The 21,309-nt window shown below is 74.7% G+C and carries 2 protein-coding genes; both read left to right on the top strand.

Features of this window, described 5'->3' with window-relative positions:
* The first annotated feature begins 5 nt into the window (after positions 1–5).
* On the top strand, positions 6–20,000 hold the full coding sequence (locus ASC60_RS16040; RefSeq protein ID WP_055551388.1) for a non-ribosomal peptide synthetase: 19,995 nt from the start codon (positions 6–8) through the stop codon (positions 19,998–20,000).
* Positions 19,997–21,295, top strand: coding sequence for an MFS transporter (locus ASC60_RS16035; protein WP_234356964.1), 1,299 nt, complete (start codon positions 19,997–19,999; stop codon positions 21,293–21,295). Before ASC60_RS16040 ends, ASC60_RS16035 begins: the two co-directional genes overlap by 4 nt.
* The last annotated feature ends 14 nt before the right edge of the window (positions 21,296–21,309 follow it).

Below are 21,309 nucleotides of genomic sequence, written 5' to 3'. Positions count from 1 at the left end.
ACAACATGACGTCTTCGAGGAACAGCCGCGCCTCCGCCCTGCCCGAGGAGATGCGGGAAGCCCTGCGCCGCCGGCTCGCGGGCAAGGCCGGACGCCCCGGGACCGGGATCCCCCGCGCGGACCGCACACGGCCCCTTCCGCTGTCGTTCGCGCAAGCACGGCTGTGGTTCCTGCACACCCTCCAGCCGGACGAGGCGGGCTACAACAGCGCGGTCGCCCTGCGGCTGACCGGCGCCCTGGACACCGCCGCGCTCTCCCGGGCGCTCGACGCCCTGGTGGAACGCCACGAGGCGCTGCGGACCGTCTTCGAGGACGGTGACGGGCAGCCGTCGCAGGTGGTGCGCGAGGCCACCGCGGTGCCGCTGCCGGTGGCCGACCTCACCGGCGACCCCGGGGCGCTGGACGACACGCTGCTCGCCGAGTACTCCCGCCCGTTCGACCTGCGCACCGGGCCCCTGCTGCGGGCGCTGCTGGTGCGGCTGGCCGACGAGGAGCACGTCCTGCTGCTCACCGCCCATCACATCGTCACCGACGGCTGGTCCATGGGCATCCTGCAGGACGAGCTGTGCGCGCTGTACGGCCCCGGGCCGGACGGGGCGGCACAGGAGCCGCTGCCGCCGGTGCCGGTGCAGTACCCGGACTTCGCGGTGTGGCAGCGCGAGCGGCTCTCCGGGGCCACCCTGGACAAGCAGCTCGACTACTGGAAGGGGCGGCTCGCGGACACCGTTCCGCTTCAGCTGCCCACCGACCGCCCCCGGCCCAGGTCGCGCACCTCGGCGGGCGCGGTGCACGAGTTCACCGTGGACCGCGCGGTCGCGGCGCGGCTGAAGGAGCTGGCGGCGGAGCGGCGCACCACCCTGTTCACCGTGCTGGTCGCCGCGTGCCAGGCGCTGTTCGCCCGCTGGTCGGGGCAGGACGACATCGCGCTGGGCACCGTCACCTCCGGCCGTGGCCGCACCGAACTGGAGCGCGCCGTCGGGTTCTTCGTGAACACCGTGGTGCTGCGCTCCGGCGTCGACGTGGCGCGTTCTTACCGCGAGCTGATCGACGAGGCCGGTACGACGGTCCTCGACGCCTTCGCGCACGACGAGACGCCGTTCGAGCGGCTGGTGGAGGCCGTGGGGGCGCGCCGGGACGCCGGGCGGAACCCGCTGTTCGACGTGATGGTGCTGCTCCACAGCACCCCGCGCGGCGCGCCCCGCCCGGCCGGTCTGACGGCGGCGGGCGTCGATGTGCCCCGGCGGTCCTCGACGTTCGACCTCAGCGTGGAGTTCGTCGAGGACGGCGGGGAGCTGCGGGGGCTGCTGGAGTACAGCACCGAGCTGTTCGACGCGCGGACCGCCGAGCGGATGGCGGGGCATCTGCTGGTGCTGCTCGACGCGGCGAGCGCCGAGCCGGACCGGCCGGTGCGGGAACTTCCGATGCTGACGCGGGAGGAGCGGCGGCAGGTGGCGGCGTGGGGCCACGGTCCCGCGCTGGACGTGGAGCCGACGACGTTCCCCGCGGTGTTCGAGGCGCGGGCGGCCCGGACCCCGGCGGCGACGGCGCTGGTCGCCGGGGAGGTGCGTTACGACTTCGCGGCGCTCAACGCGGCCGCCAACCGGCTGGCGCACCGGCTGATCGGGCTGGGCGTGGGCCCCGAGCGGATCGTCGGGGTGAAGCTGGGGCGCACCGCCGACATGGTCGTGGCGATCCTCGCCGTCCTCAAGGCCGGCGGCGTCTATCTGCCCATCGACCCCGAACTGCCGCAGGAGCGCGTCGCGTTCCTCCTGGACGACGCCCGGCCGATGCTGGTGCTGGACGAGGAGGCCGTACGCGCGGTCCCCGCCACGCTGCCCCAGACCGACCCCACCGACGCCGACCGGACCGGGCCGCACCCGGACGGCGCGGCGTACATCATCTACACCTCCGGCTCCACCGGCCGCCCCAAGGGGGTGGCCGTGACCCACCGGGCCATGGTGAACCTGCTGGTGGGCCACCGTCACGGTTTCGTGGCCGAGGCGGGCGGCGGTCCGCTGCGCGCCGCGCTGACCGCGTCGTTCTCCTTCGACACCTCGCTGGAGGGGCTGCTGCTGCTGGCCGACGGCCATGAGCTGCACCTCATCGACGAGACCACCCGGCTCGATCCGGCGGCGCTGGTGGACCACATCGCCGGGCACCGGATCGACTTCCTCGACCTCACCCCGTCGTATCTGCGGCAGCTCCTCCCGGCCGGGCTGCTCACCGACCCCCGGCACCGGCCCCGGGTGCTGATGCTGGGCGGTGAGGCCATCGGCCAGTCGCTGTGGCGGCAGCTGGCGGAAGTCCCCGGCACCACGGCGTACAACTTCTACGGCCCGACCGAATGCGCCATCGACGCGCTCGCCGCCCGCATCGGCGGTGACGGGCGGCCGGTGGTGGGGCGGCCGCTGGGCAATCTGCGCGCCTATGTGCTCGACGCCCGGCTCCAGCCGGTCCCGGCCGGGGTCGCGGGAGAGCTGTATCTGGCCGGGGACCAGCTCGCGCGCGGCTATCCGCACCGCCCGGGCCTCACCGCCGAGCGGTTCGTGGCCGATCCGTTCGGGCCCGCGGGCGGCCGGATGTACCGCACCGGCGATGTGGCCCGCTGGACCGCCGCCGGGGAGCTGGACTACCTGGGCCGCGCCGATGACCAGGTGAAGATCCGGGGCCATCGGATCGAACCGGGCGAGATCGAGGCCGCGTTGCTCGATCTGCCGTCCGTCGCCGAGGCGGCCGTGGTCGCCGTGACCGACGACCGGGACCACGCGCGGCTGGCCGCCTACTACGTACCGGCCGCCTCCGCCGAACCGCCCACCGCGCAGGAGCTGCGGGCGGCACTGAAGCGCACGCTGCCGGGCCACATGGTGCCCGGCGCGTTCGTCGCCCTGGACGCCATGCCGCTCACCACGAGCGGCAAGCTGGACCGGCGGGCGCTGCCCGACCCGCGCCCCGACACCGACCGCCGGGACCACGCCCACACGGCTCCGCGCACCCCGGTGGAGGAGGAGCTGGCCCGGATCTGGGCCGAGGTGCTGGGCGCCGGGACGGTCGGGGTGACGGACAACTTCTTCGAGCTCGGCGGCGACTCCATCCTCAGCATCCAGGCCGTCTCCCGGGCGCGCCAGGCCGGGCTGCGGCTCAGCTCCCGGGACGTGTTCCTGCACCAGACCATCGCCGACCTGGCCGCCGCCATCACCCCGCGCACGGCGCCCGGTACGGACGACGGCACCGCCGCCGGGCCGACGGGCCCGGCACCGCTGACCCCGATCCAGCACTGGTTCTTCGCCACCCACGGCCCGCTGCGCCACTTCACCATGTCGATGGTCGTGGACCTGCCGTACGACGTGGACGAGACCGCGCTGAACACCGCCCTGGAGTCGGTGGCCGCCCATCACCCGGCGCTGCGCACCCGGTTCGTGAACGACGGTGGGCAGTGGCGCCAGCACGCCGACGCTCCCGTGGCCGGACCGCTGATCCGCCGCCACGACCTGTCCGGGCTCGAGGGCGAGGCGCTGCACGCCGCGGCCGAGGCGGCAGCCGGGTCCGCCCGCGCCGAACTCGACCTGGCCACGGGCGCGTTGCTGCGCGCCGCGCTGATCCTGCGCGGCGCGGGGGCCCGGCCGCGGCTGTTCCTGACCGCGCACCACCTGGCGGTGGACAGCGTCTCCTGGCGCATCCTGCTCGGCGACCTGGCCACCGCCTACCGGCAGGCGGCGGCCGGGGACACCGTCGAGCTGGACCCGGTCGGGACGCCCTTCGCCCGGTGGGCGCACCGGTTGAGCGACCATGTGCTGGCCGGCGGCCTGGACGGCGATCTGCCGTACTGGGAGGGCGTGGCGCGGGCGGGCGGCACGGACCTGCCGGTGGACCGCCCGGGCCGCGCCACCGCCGGCACCACCCGCGCGGTCCGGGTGCGGCTGGACCGCGACACGACCGACGCGCTGCTGCGCCGGGTGCCGGGGGTGTACCGGACGCAGGTCAACGACGTCCTGATGAGCGCGCTCGGCCGGGTCCTCGCCGACTGGACGCACACCGACCGGGTGCTGGTGGCGATGGAGGGCCACGGCCGGGAGGAGATCGACGACACCGTCGAACTGTCCCGCACCGTCGGCTGGTTCACCACCCAGTACCCGGTGGCGCTCACCCTGCCCGGCGGCGGCTGGGGCCCGGTCCTGAAGTCGGTGAAGGAGCAGCTGCGGGCGCTGCCCCGCAAGGGGCTGAGCTACGAGGCGCTGGCCCATCTGAGCGCGCCCGGCTCCCCCGCCCGCGCGCTGCGCGACGCCCCGCTGCCGGGGATCTGCTTCAACTACCACGGCCAGTGGGACTCCGTCACCGGCGACGACGCGTTCACCCTCACCGGCGAGACCCTGGGGCAGGATCTCGCCGCCGACGAGCCCTCGGCGTATCCGCTCGATGTGTCGGGTGTGGTGGCCGCCGGGGAGCTGGAGCTGACCTGGCTGTACTCCGACCGCGTCCACGACGGGGCCACGGTGCGGCGGCTCGCGGAGGGGATGCTGGCGGCGCTGCGGGAGATCGTCGGCCACTGCGCCGAGCCGGGCGCGGGCGGCCGTACGCCGTCGGACTTCCCGCTCGCCCGGCTGGACCAGGCGGGCGTGGACCGGCTGGTGGGCGACGGGCGCGGAATCGAGGACGTCTATCCGCTGACCCCGCTGCAGGAGGGCATGCTCTTCCACCGCCTGGTGGGCGAGGGCAAGGACGTCTATCTGGACCAGGCCATCCTGACGCTGGCGGGGGTGGGCGACCCGGAGGCGTTCGCCGTCGCCTGGCAGCGGACGGTCGACCGCACGCCGGTGCTGCGCAGCGGCGTGGTGTGGGAGGACGTCGAGCGGCCCGTGCAGTTCGTACGCCACCGGGCCGCCGTGCCCATCACCCAGGTGGACTGGCGGGAGCTGCCGGAGGAGCGGCGCGCGGCCGAGCTGGACCGGCTGCGGGAGCGGGACCTGGCGCTCGGCCTGGATCTGACGGAGCCGCCGCTGACGCGGCTGACCATCGTGCGGCTGCCCGGCGACCGGGTGGAGCTGATCTGGACCTCGCACCATCTGATCCTGGACGGATGGAGCCTGGCGCAGGTCTTCACCGAGGTGTGCGAGCGGTACGCCGCGGCTGTCCGGGGCGACCGCCCGGCGCTGACCGCCCGGCGGCCCTTCCGCGACTATCTGCACTGGCTGGACCGCCAGGACGGGCGGGAGGCCGAGGAGTACTGGCGGGCGCTGCTCGCGGGGGTCGCCGCGCCGACTCCGCTGCCGTACGACCGCAAGCCCCTGGAGTCGCACCGGGCCGGTTCCTCGGCGACGGTGGCGGCGGCGCTGGGGACCGGTGTCTCGGCGGAGCTGCGTGCGGCCGCCCGGCGGCACGGCCTGACCGCCAACACGATCGTGCAGGGCGCCTGGGCGCTGCTGCTGTCGCGGTACAGCGGCGAGGCGGACGTGGTGTTCGGCACCACCGTCTCGGGCCGCCCGGCCGAGCTGGCCGGGGTCGAGTCCATGGTGGGCATGTTCATCAACACCCTGCCCACGCGGGTGCGGGTCGACGGCGCCCGGAACACCGCCGAGTGGCTGCGGGAACTGCAGGTGGCGCAGGCCGGGGCGCGGGGCTTCGAATCCGTGTCGCTGGCCCAGCTGTCGGCGTGGAGCGAGGTCCCGGCCGGTACGCCGCTGTTCGACAGCATGGTGGCCTTCGAGAACTACCCCTTCGACGACTCCTCGGCGCGCGAGGCGGGGCTGCGGATCCTGGACGTCCGGTCGATGGACGCCACGAACTTCGGCTTGAGCCTGCGGGCGCACCTCTCCGACCGGCTCGGCTTCGACCTCGGCTATGACCCGGAGCTGTTCGACGCCGGGACCGCGGAAGCCCTTGTGCACCGGCTGTGCCGGCTGCTGACCGGCATCGCGGCCGACCCCGACCGTCCGCTGCGGGCCCTGCCGTGGACGACGGCCGAGGAGCGGCGGCGGATCCTGGTGGAGTGGAGCGGCTCGGCAGGGAGGCGAACCGAACCCCGAACAGAGGGGACGCCGGAGCGGACCGTGGTGGACCTGTTCGAGGAGCAGGCCGCCCGCACCCCGGACGCCACCGCCGTCACCTGCGGCGCGGAGTCCCTGTCGTACGCCGAACTCGACGCGCGTGCGGGCCGGTTGGCCCACCGGCTCGCCGCCGGAGGCGCGGCGCGGGAGCGGTATGTGGCACTCGCCCTGCCCCGCTCGCTCGACATGATCGTGGCGATCGTGGCCGTGCTGAAGACCGGGGCGGCGTATCTGCCGATCGATCCGGACCAGCCGGCCGGGCGGATCGCCCATATGCTGGCCGACACCGCACCCGTACTGCTGCTGACCACCGCCGGCCTGGACGAGCGGATCGCGGCGGACACCGCCGTGCCCCGGCTGTGCCTGGACGACCGGTCCGTGGCCGCCGATCTGCGGCGGCGCCCTGCCACCCTCCCGGCCGCCGCCCGGCCGCTGCCGGACAGCCCGGCCTACGCCATCTACACCTCGGGGTCGACCGGTAGTCCCAAGGGCGTGGTCATCCCGCACGGCAATGTGGTGCGGCTGTTCTCGCAGACCCGTCAGTGGTTCTCGTTCGACGCTTCGGATGTGTGGACGCTGTTCCACAGTTACGCCTTCGACTTCTCCGTCTGGGAGATCTGGGGGCCGCTGCTGCACGGCGGCCGCCTCGTGGTCGTCCCGTACGCGGTCTCGCGCTCCCCGGAGGAGTTCTGGCGGCTGCTGGCGGACGAGCGGGTGACGGTGCTCAACCAGACGCCGTCGGCCTTCTACGCGCTGATGCGCGCGGACGAGGAAAACGCGGACGAGGAAAACGCTGAGAGCCCCGGGGCGCGGCTTTCACTGCGCCGGGTGATCTTCGGCGGTGAGGCGCTCGACCCGCGCCGTCTGGAGGGCTGGTACGCACGCCACGCGGACACCGTGCCCGTGCTGGTCAACATGTACGGGATCACCGAGACCACCGTGCACGTCACCCATACCGCGCTCGACCGCGCCACCGCGGCCCGCGCCACCGGCAGCGGCATCGGCACCGGTATCCCCGACCTGCGGATCTACGTCCTCGACGGCGCTCTCGAACCGGTGCCGCCGGGCGCGGTCGGCGAGCTGTACGTGGCGGGCGCGGGGCTGGCCCGTGGCTATCTGCGCCGCCCGGGGCTGACCGCGTCCCGTTTCGTCGCCGACCCCTTCGGCCCGCCCGGCAGCCGGATGTACCGCACCGGCGACCGGGCCCGGTGGAGCGCGGACGGCGAGCTGGAGTATCTGGGCCGCGCCGACGACCAGGTGAAGATCCGCGGTTTCCGGATCGAGCCCGGTGAGATCGAGGCCGCCCTGACCGAGCACCCGGGAGTGGCGCACGCCGTGGTGATCGCGCGGGAGGACCGGCCCGGGGTGCGGCGGCTGGTCGCGTACACCGTGGCCAGTGCCACGGCCGAGCCGCCGTCCGCCGCGTGCTTGCGGGAATTCCTCGGCCGGTCCCTGCCCGAGCACATGATTCCGGCCGCCTACGTCCCGCTGGACACCCTGCCGCTGACGGTCAACGGCAAGCTGGACCGGGCCGCGCTGCCCGCCCCGGGCGCGGACGGCCTCGCCACCAGCGCCGAGCGGATCGCCCCGCGCACCGAGGCGGAACGCACGGTGGCCCGGGTGTGGGCCGAGGTCCTGGGGGTCGAGGAGGCGGGGGCCGGGGACAACTTCTTCGCCCTGGGCGGCGATTCGATCCTCGCCATCCGGGTGGCCTCCCGGCTGCGTACCGCCTTCGGCGCGGACGTCTCGCCACGCACCCTGTTCACCCACGCCACCGTCGCCGCCCTGGCCGCCGCCCTGAGCACCCCGGACGGCGCCACGCCGCGCGGTGCGATCCCGGCCGTGGAGCGGGGCGGGGACCTGCCGCTGTCGTACGCGCAAGCGCGCCTGTGGTTCCTGGACGGCTTCGACGACCGCGACACCGAGTATGTGACCCCGTTCGCGCTGCGGCTGCGCGGGCGGCTCGACACCGCCGCCCTGCGCACCGCGCTCGACGGTCTGGTGGCCCGGCACGAGCCGCTGCGCACCACGTTCGCCGAGGTGAACGGCCACGGTGTGCAGCGGATCCACGCCCCGTACCGGGTCGAGCTGCCGCGCCACGACCTCACCGCCTTCCCCGCCACCGAGCGCGAACGGGAGCTGGAGCGGCTGCTCGTCCGGGAGGGCGCCACCGCCTTCTCGTTGCGCACCGGTCCGCTGCTGCGCGCCTCCCTGATCCGGCTGGACGACGAGGAACACGTCCTCACCCTCACGATGCACCACATCGTCACCGACGGCTGGTCCACCGCCGTCCTCAGCGACGATCTGAGCGAGCTGTACGCCGCGGCGGTGGCGGGCCGCAGCCCCGAACTGCCCCCGCTGCCCCTGGGGTACGCCGACTACGCGGCCTGGCAGCGCGACCCGGACGGCGGGGCCGCCGCCGTGGAACCGCAGCTGGAGCACTGGCGCAAGACCCTGGCCGGCCTGGCCCCGCTGGAGCTGCCGACCGACCGGCCGCGCCCGGCGGTGCAGACCAAGAACGGGGCGCTGCTGGAATTCACCCTCGAAGCGGAGCTGGTGGACCGGCTCCGCGAGACCGGGCGGCGAAGCGACAGCACCCTCTTCATGACCCTGCTCGCCGCCTGCCAGGTGCTGCTGGCGCGCTGGTCGGGGCAGGAGGACATCGCGGTGGGCACCGTGACCTCCGGCCGGGAGCGGCCGGAGGTGGAGCGCCTGGTCGGGATGTTCGTGAACACGCTCGTGCTGCGCGGCCGGGTGCGCGCGGACCGCCCGTTCGGCGAACTGCTCCAGGAGGTGCGCGACACCGTCCTGGCCGCCTTCGCCCACCAGGACGTGCCGTTCGAGCGGATCGTCGACACGCTCCAGCCGGAGCGGGACACCAGCCGCACCCCGCTGTTCCAGGTGATGGTGGCGCTGCACAACCTGGGCAGCGAGGTGCCGAGCCTGCCCGGGCTCGCCGTGGAGGCCGTGCGCGTCCCGAGCCGGACCGCCGCCTTCGACCTCGGCTTCGACTTCGTGGAACACCTCGGCGCCCTGACCGGCTTCGTGGAGTACAACACCGATCTGTTCGACGCCGCGACCGTGCGGCGGATGACCCACCAGCTGCGGCTGCTGCTGGAGGCGGTGGCGGACGACCCCGGCCGCAGGGTGGGCGAACTCCCGCTGCTGACCGCGCGGGAGCGGCACACCGTGCTGGAGGAGTGGAACGACACCGCGCTCCCGGTGGCGGCCACCACCTTCCCGCGCCTCTTCGAGGAGCGGGCGGCCCGCACCCCGCACGCCACCGCGCTGGTCGCCGCCGACGCCACCTACGACTTCGCGGAGCTGAACGCCCGCGCCAACCGGCTGGCCCACCATCTGATCGCGCTCGGGGCCGGCCCGGAGACGGTGGTGGCGGTCCGGCTGCCGCGCACCGCCGAACTGGTGGTGGCCCAGATCGCCGTCCTCAAGTCGGGCGGCACGTATCTGTACGTCGATCCGGAACTGCCCGCCGAGCGCGTCACGTTCCTGCTTCAGGACGCGGCGCCCGCGGTGGTCCTCACCCCCGAGACGCTGCACGAGGCGCCGCTGGGCGGCCTGCCCGCCACCGACCCCACCGACCGGGACCGGCGCTCTCCGCTGCGCCCCGCGAACACCGCGTACATCAACTACACCTCGGGTTCCACCGGCCGCCCCAAGGGGGTCGCCGTCGAACACCGCCAGCTGGTCAACCTCTGCCACGACCACCGGGCCGCGCTCATCGGGCCGCACGCCGCCGAGGCGGGCCGTCCGCTGCGCGCGGCGCTGACCGCGGCGTTCTCCTTCGACACCTCATGGGAGGGCGCCGTGTTCCTGGCCGCGGGCCAGGAGGTGCATCTGATCGACGACGCGGTACGGCTCGACCCGGCCGCCCTGGTGGAGCTGATCCGCGCCCGGACGCTGGACTTCCTCGACCTCACTCCCTCGTATCTGCACGAGCTGATGGCCGCCGGGCTGTTCGACGGCCGCCACCGGCCGCGGATCGTCATGGTGGGCGGCGAGGCGCTGGGGGCCGCGCTGTGGCGGGAGCTGCGGGCGCTGCCCGGGGTGGCGGCGTACAACTTCTACGGGCCCACCGAATGCGCCGTCGACGCGGTGTACGGGCGCCTGGCCGACCTCGGGGACCGTCCGCTCATCGGGCGCCCCGGCCACAACCTGCGGGCGTACGTCCTGGACGGGGCGCTGCGCCCTGTACCCCCCGGGGTGCCGGGCGAACTGCACCTGGCCGGCGCCCAGGTCGTGCGCGGCTATCTCGGCCGGCCGGGGCTGACCGCGCGCCACTTCGTCCCCGACCCGTACGGCCCGCCCGGCTCCCGGATGTACCGCACCGGCGACCGGGCCCGCTGGACGGCGGACGGGGTGCTCGAATTCCTCGGCCGCGCCGACGAACAGGTCAAGATCCGTGGCTTCCGCGTCGAGCCCGGTGAGATCGAGGCCGCCGTGCTGGACCATCCGGCGGTGGAGGACGCCGTGGTGGTGGTCCGGGAGGACACCGGCCACCGGCGGCTGGTGTGCTATCTCGTGGCCACCGGGGCGGACGCCGCGCCCGGCGCGGCGGAGCTGCGCACCCGGCTCAAGCGGACCCTGCCCGACTACATGGTCCCGGCGGCCTTCGTGCCGCTGGACCGGATGCCGCGTACGGATGCCGGAAAGGTCGACCGGCGGGCGCTGCCCGCGCCGCCCGCGCAGCCGGACGCGGAGACCGCCTACGTGGCGCCGCGCACCGAGACCGAAACCGTGCTCGCGCGCGTGTGGTCCGAGGTGCTCGGCACCCCGCGGATCGGCGTGGAGGACAACTTCTTCGCCCTGGGCGGCGATTCGATCCTCAGCATCCAGATCGTCTCCCGCGCCCGCCAGGCCGGGCTGCGGATCACCTCCAAGGACATCTTCCGCCACCAGACCATCGCGGAACTCGGCTTGAGCATCGGGTCCGCCCCGGAACGGGACCCGGCTCCGGCCGGTCCGCCGGCGGGTCCGGCGCCGCTGACCCCGATCCAGCACTGGTACCTGGACGGGCGGCGGCCCGGCGATCCGCACCACTTCACCATGACCCACCGGCTGCGGCTCGCCGACGACCTCGACGAGACCGCGCTGCGGCGGGCGGTGGACACTCTCGTGGCGCACCACGCGGCGCTGCGCACCCGGTTCCTCGTCATCGACGGTGAGTGGGCGCAGGAGGTTCTGCCCGCCGCGCCCGGTCCTCTGCTGGAACGGCACGATCTGTCCGGCCTCGGCGACGAAGCACGGGCGGATGCCGTACGGGAGGCCACGGTCGCGGCGCAGACCGGGCTGGACATCGCCGAGGGCGCGGTGCTGAAGGCCCTGCTGTTCACCTACGGTCCGCGGCGGGCGCCCGAGCTGGTCGTCACCGTGCACCATCTGGTGGTCGACGGCGTGTCCTGGCGCGTCCTCCTCGGCGATCTGGAGACCGCGTACGACCAGGCCGCCTCCAAAGCCACGCCCGCTCTGCCCCCGGCGAGCAGCGCCTACGCACACTGGGCGGCCCGGCTGGCGGAGCACGTGCGCTCCGGCGGGTTCGACGGCGACCTGGAGTACTGGACGCGCACCGCGCGCGCCACGCCCGCGCCGCTGCCCGTCGACCGCCGGGGCGCCAACACCCACAAGACGGCGGCCACGGTGACCGTCGCCCTCGGCCGCGCCGAGACCGAGGCGCTGCTGCGGGACGTCCCGGAGGTCTACCGCACCCAGATCAACGATGTGCTGCTCGGCGCGCTCGGCCGGAGCCTGGCCCGCTGGACCGGCGGCGACACCGTGCTGATCGGGGTGGAGGGGCACGGCCGCGAGGACCTGTTCGAGGAGCTGGACCTCTCCCGTACGGTGGGCTGGTTCACCGCGGAGTTCCCGCTCGCGCTGACCGTCGCGCCGGGCGCGGGGTGGCGGGACACGCTCAGGTCCGTCAAGGAGCAGCTGCACGCCGTCCCGCACCGCGGGCTGAGCCACGGGGCGCTGCGCCACCTCTCCCCCACCGCGGGCGAGGCGCTGCGCGGCGGTCCGGCGCCGCAGATCGGGTTCAACTACCACGGCCAGTGGGATGTCGCCGCGGCCGACGAGGCCACCGGCCTGTACCGGGCCGCCCTGCCCACCACCGGCCGGGACGCGCCGGACGGCGAGACCCGTACGTATCTGCTGGAGATCACCGGAGTGGTCCAGGGGGGCCGTCTGGAGCTGGGCTGGACGTATCCGGCGCTGATGTACGACGAGGCGACCGTGCGCCGCCTCGCCGAGGACGTCATGGCCGCGCTGCGCGAGATCGTCGCGCACTGCGCGGAGCCCGGCGCGGGCGGCCGCAGCCCCTCCGATTTCCCGCTCGCCCGGCTCGACCAGCGCCAGGTGGACAGGATCGCGGGCGACGGCCGGGACGTGGAGGACATCTATCCGCTGACCCCGTTGCAGGCGGGCATGCTCTTCCACGGCCTGGTCGACACCGGCGGCGCCTACTTCGACCAGATCGCGCTGCGCATCGGCGGCATCGCCGACCCGGACGCGTTCGCCGCCGCCTGGCAGCGGGTGGTGGACCGGACACCGGGCTTACGCGGCGAGGTCCGCTGGGAGGGTCTTGAGGAGCCCGTCCAGGTGGTGCGCCGCCATGCCGTACTGCCCACCGCCCGGCACGACTGGCGGGACCTCCCGCCTGAGGGCCAACAGGCCGCGCTGGAGCGGTTGTTGGCGGAGGACCGGGCGGCCGGGATGGAGCTGACGGCGGCCCCGCTGAGCCGGATCGCGGTGGCGCGGCTGACCGACGGCGAGATCATGCTGGTGTGGACCTCGCACCATCTGATGCTGGACGGCTGGTCCACCGGGCAGATCTTCGCCGAGGTGTGCGAGCACTACGCGGCGCTCACCGAGGGCCGCGGCCTGAACCCGCCCGCGCGCCGCCCGTTCCGGGACTTCCTGCGCTGGCTGCGGGAGCAGGACCAGGAGCGGGCCGAGCGGCACTGGCGGGACGTCCTGGCGGGCTTCGCCGCCCGGACCCCGCTGCCGTACGACCGGCCACCGAGGGAGGCGCACCGCGCCGCCTCCGGCGCGCTGACCCGGCTGGAGCTGACCGGGGAGGTGTCCGCGCGGCTGCGCGAGACGGCCCGCGGCCATGGGCTGACGGTGAACACGGTGGTGCAGGGCGCCTGGGCGCTGCTGCTGTCCCGGTACAGCGGCGAGCCGGACGTGGTGTTCGGCACCACCGCCTCGGGCCGCCCGGACGGGCTGCCGGGGGTGGAGACGATGATCGGCATGTTCATCAACACGGTCCCCACCCGGGCCGTGGCCGACGGCGGCCGCGATGTGGCGGGCTGGCTGCGGGAGCTGCAGGACCAGCAGAGCGAGTCCCGCCGCTTCGACTTCGTCGCCCTCTCACGCATCCAGTCCTTGAGCGAACTGCCCGCCGCCGAGGCGCTGTTCGACTCCATGGTGGTCTTCGAGAACTATCCGTTCGACGAGGAGTCGGCGGCCGGTGCCGGGATCGCGATCCGGGAGGTGCGGGCCGAGGACGCCACGAACTTCCCCCTGGTCTGCCGCGCCTATCTCGGCGACCGGCTCGGCTTCGACATCGCCTACGATCCCGCCCTGTTCGACGCGGCGACGGCGGAGCGGGCGGCACGCCACCTGGGGACGCTCCTGACCGGCATCGCGGACGGCGCCGGGCGCACCCTGGACGATCTGCGGCTGCTGACCGGGGCCGAGGAGCGCCGGGCGGTGCGGGAGTGGAACGACACCGCCCGGCCGCTGCCCGCGGGCTCGCTCGCGGAGCTGTTCGCCGAGCAGGCCGCGCGGGCCCCGGACGCCATCGCCGTCACCGACGGCGACACCGCCCTCGGCTACCGCGACCTCGACGCGTGGTCGGGCCGGCTGGCGGCGGTCCTGGCCGAGTCGGGGGTGCGCGCGGAGGACCCGGTGGCGCTGCTCATGGACCGGTCGGCCGAACTCGTCGTGGCGCAGCTCGCGGTGGTCAGGGCCGGCGGGGTGTACGTACCGGTGGACACCCGCGCGCCGCGCGCACGGCAGCGGGAGCTGCTGGAGCGGACGGGCGCGAAGGTGGTGCTGACGGCGGACGACGTGGCCGCCGCGCGCGACGGGGAGCGGACGCCGCCCGCCGTGCCGGTGGACCGGGACAACCTGGCGTACGTGATGTTCACCTCCGGGTCGACCGGGGTGCCGAAGGCCGTGGGGGTGCGCCACCGCGATGTGGCGGCGCTCGCCTTCCACCGGGCGTTCGCGAGCGGCGGCCACGCACGGGTGCCGCTGCACTCCCCGGTGGCGTTCGACGCCGCCACCTACGAGGTGTGGGTGCCGCTGCTGCGCGGCGGCCGGGTGGTGGTGGCCCCGCCGGGCGAGCTGGACGCGGCGGGCCTGCGGCGGCTGGTGGCCGGGCACGGGGTGAGCTGCCTGTGGCTGACCGCCGGGCTGTTCCGGCTGCTGGCGCAGGACGACCCGGAGTGCTTCGCGGGGCTGCGCGAGGTGTGGACCGGTGGCGATGTGGTGCCCGCGGCGGCCGTGCGCCGGGTGCTGGCGGCCTGCCCCGGGCTGACCGTCGTGGACGGCTACGGGCCGACCGAGACGACGACGTTCGCCACCGCCTTCCCGATGGCCGAGGCCGACGGGGTGCCCGAGGTGGTGCCGATCGGCGGGCCGCTGGACAACATGCGGGTGTACGTCCTGGACGCGCGGCTGCGGACCGTCCCGCCGGGTGTCGTCGGTGAACTCTTCGTCGCCGGTGAGGGCGTGGCCCGCGGCTATCTGGGCCGCCCGGGCGCGACGGCGGCGGCCTTCCTCGCCGATCCGTACGGGCCCGCCGGGGAGCGGATGTACCGCACCGGCGACCTGGCGCGGCGGCGCCCGGACGGCACGGTGGAGTTCGTCGGCCGCGTCGACCAGCAGGTGAAGGTCCGGGGCTTCCGGATCGAGCCGGGCGAGGTGGAGAGCGTGCTGACCGCGCACCCCGGGGTGGCGGACGCCGCGGTGGTGGCCCGGGAGGACCGCCCCGGGGTGAAGCGGCTGGTGGCCTATGTGGTGCCGGGCGGCGACGGGGGCGTGGACGGCGCGGAGCTGCGCGCCCATGTGGCGGCCGGGCTCCCGGACTACATGGTGCCGTCCGCGGTGGTCCTGCTGGACGCGCTGCCGCTGAGCCGCAACGGCAAGCTGGACCGTACGGCGCTGCCCGCCCCGGATGCCGCCCCCGGCCGGGCCGCCCATGTGGCCCCGCGCGACGAGGCCGAGCGGCGCGTGGCGGGGATCCTGGCCGAGGTGCTGGGGGCCGAACGGGTCGGCGCCGAGGACGACTTCTTCGCCCTCGGGGGTGACTCCATCCTCAGCATCCGGCTCACCTCGCGGCTGCGGGAGGCCTTCGGTGCGGAGGTGTCGCCCCGGCTGGTGTTCACCCACTCCACCGTGGCCGCCCTCGCCACGGCCCTCACCGGGGCGAGCGGCCGCACCGAAGGGGGCTCCGCGCCGATCACACCGGTGCCCCGGGGCTCGGAGCTGCCGCTGTCGTATCCCCAGCAGCGCCTGTGGTTCCTGGACTCCTTCGCGCCGGACAGCACCGAATACATCACCCCGCTGGCGCTGCGGATGCGCGGCGTGCTCGACGTCCGGGCGCTCGAGGACGCGCTGACCGCGCTGGTGGCCCGGCACGAGTCGCTGCGCACCACCTTCGACGCGGTGGACGGGCGCGGGAGGCAGATCGTGCACGAGCCCGCCCCGGTGCGGCTCACCCGGCACGATCTGTCGGGCCTTCCCGCCGACCGGCGGGAGGCGGAGCTGACGGAGCTGCTGGCGCGGGAGCGGGAGCGCCCCTTCGACCTGCGGCGCGGCCCGCTGCTGCGGGCCGGGCTGATCCGGCTGGGCGCCGAGGACCACGCGCTCACCCTGACGCTGCACCACATCATCACCGACGGCTGGTCCACCGGTGTGCTCATCGGCGATCTGCGCGAGCTGTACCGGGCGGCACTGGCGGGCGACACGGCGGCGCTGCCACCGCTCCCCGTGGGTTACGCGGACTTCGCCGCATGGCAGCGGTCCGAGCTGTCCGGCCCGTACGCCGATGAGCAACTGACCTACTGGAAACGTCAGTTGCGCGATGTGGAGCCGCTGGAGCTGCCCACCGACCGGCCCCGTCCGGCGGTGCGCGGCGGACACGGCGCGACGGCGGAGTTCGAGGTGCCCGCCGCGGTGAACCGGCGCCTGAAGAGTTACGGCCGGGCCCGTGGCACCACCCTCTTCATGACGCTGGTGGCGGCGGCCCAGGTGCTGCTGGCCCGGTTGTCGGGCCGGCGGGACATCGCCGTGGGGACGGTCACCTCGGGGCGGGAGCGCGCCGAGACGGAGCGACTGATCGGCTTCTTCGTCAACACGCTGGTGCTGCGCTCCTCGGTCGATCCCGAGCGCGGCTTCACCGACTTCCTGGCCGATGTGCGCGGCACCGTCCTGGACGCCTTCGCCCACCAGGGCGTGCCGTTCGAGCGGGTGGTGGACGAGGTGCAGCCCGTCCGGGACACCAGCCGGACACCGCTGTTCCAGGCGATGGTGGTGCTGCAGAACATCCCCGGCGGGCCACTGGACCTGCCCGGACTCGCGCTGGAGGACATCGCCCCCGACAACAGCACCGCGAGCTTCGACCTCACGCTGGAGTTCGCCGAGGCCGACGGGGGCGCGCTGCGCGGGCTGATCAGCTACAGCACCGATCTGTTCGACGCGGCGACGGCCGAGCGGATGGCCGCGGCCCTGCGCACGCTCCTCTCCGGCATCGCCGACGATCCACACCGGGCGGTGGGCGCGCTGCCGCTCGCCACCCCGGCCGAACTGCGCCGCACCCTCGTGGAGTGGAACGCCACGGAGCACCCCGTACCACCGGCCACACTGGCCGAGCTGTTCGAGCGGCAGGCGGCGGCGTCCCCGGACGCCACGGCCGTAGCGTTCGGGGCGGGCGCGCTCACCTTCGCCGAGCTGGAGACGGCGGCCAACCGGCTGGCGCACGAGCTGATCGGGCGCGGTGTGGGGCCGGAGAAGCTGGTGGCGCTGGTGCTGCCGCGGTCGGTGGAGATGGTGGTGGCGCAGCTGGCGGTGGTGAAGGCGGGCGGCGCGTTCCTGCCGGTCGACCCCCACTATCCGGCGGAGCGGGTGGCGTTCATGCTGCGCGACGCCGAACCCCTGGTCGTCCTCGACGACGTGGCGTCGGCGTGGGCCGGGGACGGCCCCGCGGACCCGCCCTCCGTCCGGGGGCTGACACCGGACCATCCGGCGTACGTCATCTACACCTCCGGGTCCACCGGGGTGCCCAAGGCGGTCGTGGTCACCCACGCGGGGCTGGCGAGCTTCTCGGCCGCCGCCGCGGCACGCTACGACGTCCGGGCCGGGGACCGGGTCCTGCAGTTCGCCTCGCCGAGCTTCGACGCCTCCGTGCTGGAGCTGTGCGTCTCCCTGCCGAGGGGGGCCGCGCTCGTGGTCGCGGAGGAGGGACCGCTGCTGGGCGAGCGGCTGGCCCGGGTGCTGGTGGAGCAGCGGATCACCCATGCGCTCATCCCCCCGGCGGCGCTGGCCACCGTGCCGGAGACGGCGCGGGAGGCGGGCCTGCCGGAGTTGCGCACCCTGATCGTCGGCGGTGACGCGTGCTCCGCCGAACTGGTGGACCGCTGGGCCCCGGGACGCCGGATGATCAACTCGTACGGTCCGACCGAGGCGACCGTGGTGAGCACCTGGTCCGGGCCGCTGACCGCCGGTACGGGGGTGCCGCCGATCGGCGGGCCGATCCGTAACACCCGGGCCTATGTGCTGGACTCCGCGCTGCGCCCGGTCCCGGTGGGCGTGGCCGGGGAGCTGTACGTGGCCGGGGCCGGCCTGGCCCGCGGCTATCTGGGCCGGCCGGGGCTCACCGCCTCCCGCTTCCTGGCCGATCCCTTCGGTCCCGCGGGCGGGCGGATGTACCGCACGGGCGATGTGGTGCGCTGGACCTCGGGCGGCGAGTTGCGGTTCGTCGGCCGGGCCGACGACCAGGTCAAGGTGCGGGGCTTCCGGATCGAGCCGGGCGAGGTGGAGAGCGCGCTGCGGCGCAGCCCCGAGGTGGGCGAGGCGGTGGTGGCCGTAACGGACACCGGGCCCACGGCCGAGCATCCGTCCGGGCTGAAGCGCCTGGTCGGTTACGTGGTTCCGGCACCCGGCGCCACGCCGACCGCCGCCTCGCTGCGCGACTTCCTGGGCCGCACCCTGCCGCCCCACATGGTGCCGTCGGCGTTCGCCACCCTGGAGGAGCTGCCGCTCACGGCCAACGGCAAGGTCGACCGGCGCGCCCTGCCCGATCCGGATCCCGCTCCGGCCCCGGGCGCGGACCATGTGGCGCCGCGCACCCCGATGGAAAACCGGATCGCGGCGATCTGGGCGGATGTCCTCGGACTGGACCGGGTCGGGGTGAACGACAACTTCTTCGACCTCGGCGGGGATTCCATCCTGAGCATCCAGGTGGTCTCCCGCGCCCGCCAGTCGGGGCTGCGCCTGTCCACCAAGGACCTCTTCACCCACCAGTCGGTGGCGGCCCTGGCCGCCGTGGTCACCGCCGAACGGGACGACGAGGGCGGGGCGGAACCGGTGACCGGAGACCTTCCGCTCACCCCGATCCAGCGCTGGTTCTTCGCCACCCACACCGTCAACCCGCACCACTTCAACCAGTCCACCCTGCTGGAGCTGGACCAGAAGCTGGACGAAGCGGCGCTGGAGGGGGCGCTGTCCGCGCTCCTCGTCCACCATGACGCGCTGCGGATGCGGTTCACCGAAGACGGCGGGCAGTGGCGGCAGTACAACCCGGAACCTGAGGCGGCGCACGTCCTCGACCGGTACGACCTGTCCGGGCTGCCGGAGCAGGAGGCGGACGCGGCGATGGAGAAGACGGCCGACGCCCTGCACGCGGGCTTCGACCTCGGCAGCGGCCCGCTGCTGAAGGCCGCGCTGTTCCGGTTCGGCGACGACCGGCGGCCGTTCCTCTTCCTGACCGCCCACCATCTGGTCATCGACGGGGTGTCCTGGCGGATCGTGCTGGACGACCTGGACACCGCGTACCAGCAGAGCGTGCGGGGCGAGGTGGTCGACCTCGGCCCCAAGACGACCTCGTTCCGGGACTGGGCCCGGCAGCTCGCCGAGCAGGTCGCCGACGGCGCCCTGGACCACGAGGTCGACCACTGGGCCTCGGCGCTGGACGCGCGGCCGCTGCCGGTCGACCACGAAACGTCCGCCCCCGGCGCCGAGACCCGGGCGGTTCCGGTGGAGATCGACGAGGCGGACACCGAGGCGCTGCTGCGCGCGGCCCCCACCGCGTACCGCACCCGCATCAACGATGTGCTGCTGGCCGCCCTCGCGCTGGCGCTCATCCGCTGGACCGGCCGGGAGCGGGTCTCCGTCGAACTGGAGGGCCACGGGCGCGAGGACGTCATCGAGGGCGCCGATCTCTCCCGTACGGTGGGCTGGTTCACCACGATGTACCCGGTCTCCTTCGACCTGCCCGCCACCGGGGGCTCCCCGTCCGTCGACTGGCGCGCCCTGGTCAAGTCGGTCAGGCGGCGGCTGCGGGCCGTCCCCGGCAACGGCTTCGGCTTCGGGGCGCTGCGGACCTTCGGTACGGACGCGGTGCGGGAGCGGCTGACCGGCACCGGCGACGGGCCGCAGGTGGTGTTCAACTACCTCGGCCAGTGGGACGCCCGGTCCGCCGAGGCCAAGGACGGCCTCGTCCACGCCGAACACGGCTCCTTCGGCCAGGACCACGACCCGCGCGAGGGCGGATCGCATCTGCTGGAGGTCGTGGGCGCGGTGCAGCACGGGCGGCTCGGCTTCACCTGGTACTACCGTCCCGGTGTCCACGAGGAGTCGACCGTGGCGGCGGTGGCCGCGGACTTCGCGGACGCGCTGCGCAGCATCGCCCAGGACTGCCGGGGTGGTGCCGCATGACCGGGGAGCGGGGGGAGGCGGCGAGCGGCGAGGCGGGCGTGGCGACGGACGACCGCGCCGCCGCCCCGGTGTCCCTGGCGCGCAACCGCGGCTACCGGCTGCTGTGGGGCAGCCAGGCGCTCTCGGAGTTCGGCTTCCACGCGTCGGTGATCGCGTTTCCGCTGCTGGTCCTGGCGCTCACCGGTTCCGGTGCCGTGTCCGGTCTGGTGATGGGCACGATCGCCGCCGCGCAGATGGTGGCCGGGCTCCCGGCGGGTGTTCTGGTGGACCGGTACGACCGCAAGGCGCTCATGCTCGGCTGCGAGGCGGCCCAGGCGGTGTCCGCCATCAGCCTGGTGATCGCGGTGTGGAGCGACGCGGCCACCGTGCCGCACATGGTCGCCGTCGCCGCGGTGTTCGGCGCCGCCGCCGCCCTCTTCGAACCGGCCGAGAACGCCGCGCTGCCGCTGCTGGTGGACACCACCCAACTGCCCGCGGCGGTCTCGATGAACACGGCGCGGGCGTCGATGGGCCAGCTCTCGGGCACCGCGACCGGCGGGTTCCTGTTCGCCGCGGGGCGGTTCGTCCCGTTCCTGGCCGACGCCGTCATGCACACCCTGTCGTTCGCCGCGCTGCTCTTCCTGCGGCTGCCGAAGCGGGAGCGGCCCGCCGCACCGCCCGGCAGGCTCGGCCACGAGATGCTGGCCGGCCTGCGGTGGGTGTGGCAGGAGCGCCGGATCCGGGTCACCATCCTGTGCGCGGTCGTGCTGAACCTGTTCTTCAGCGCCTTCTACCTCGTCGTCATCGTGCTCGCCGGAACCCGGGGGGTGCCGTCGGGGGAGGTCGGGGTGATGGCGGCCATGCTCGGGGTGGGCGGGGTCGCCGGCGCGCTCGCCGCGCCCCTGCTCCACGGCCGTCTCGGCGCCTACCGCGCCATCGTGGCGGTGTTCTGGGCGCTGACCGTGCTCACCCCGGTCGCCGCGCTCGTGCGCGGCGGCTATCTCACCGGGGCGCTGTTCGCCCTGATGGCGCTGTTCCCGCCCACCGCGAACACCGCGATCATGACGGAGCAGCTGCTGCGCACCCCCGACGAGCTGCGCGGCAGGCTCACCAGCGCCCTCGCCCTGGCCTGCGGGGCCGCGGGCGCGGCGGGCCCCGCGCTGGGCGGCCTGCTCACCCAGGCCCTGCCGGGCGACCGGGCGATCCTGGTGTGCTCGGCCGGCATGGCCGCCGCGGCCGTGCTCGCCACCGCCAGCCCGGCCCTGCGCGGGCTGTCCCCGAACCCGCCGCCCGGCAACCGGCCGGCGGCGGCCTGAGAACCACACCCACA

The sequence above is a fragment of the Streptomyces sp. NBRC 110028 genome (genome assembly GCF_001417735.1).
GTDB lineage: Bacteria > Actinomycetota > Actinomycetes > Streptomycetales > Streptomycetaceae > Streptomyces.
Note: the sequence above shows the minus strand (reverse complement) of the source record. Positions and strands in the feature narration are given on the sequence as shown.

Coding starts and splice junctions, on each gene's coding strand:
- ASC60_RS16040 (WP_055551388.1), top strand. CDS start 6: ATGACGTCTTCGAGGAACAGCCGCGCCTCCGCCCTGCCCGAGGAGATG.
- ASC60_RS16035 (WP_234356964.1), top strand. CDS start 19,997: ATGACCGGGGAGCGGGGGGAGGCGGCGAGCGGCGAGGCGGGCGTGGCG.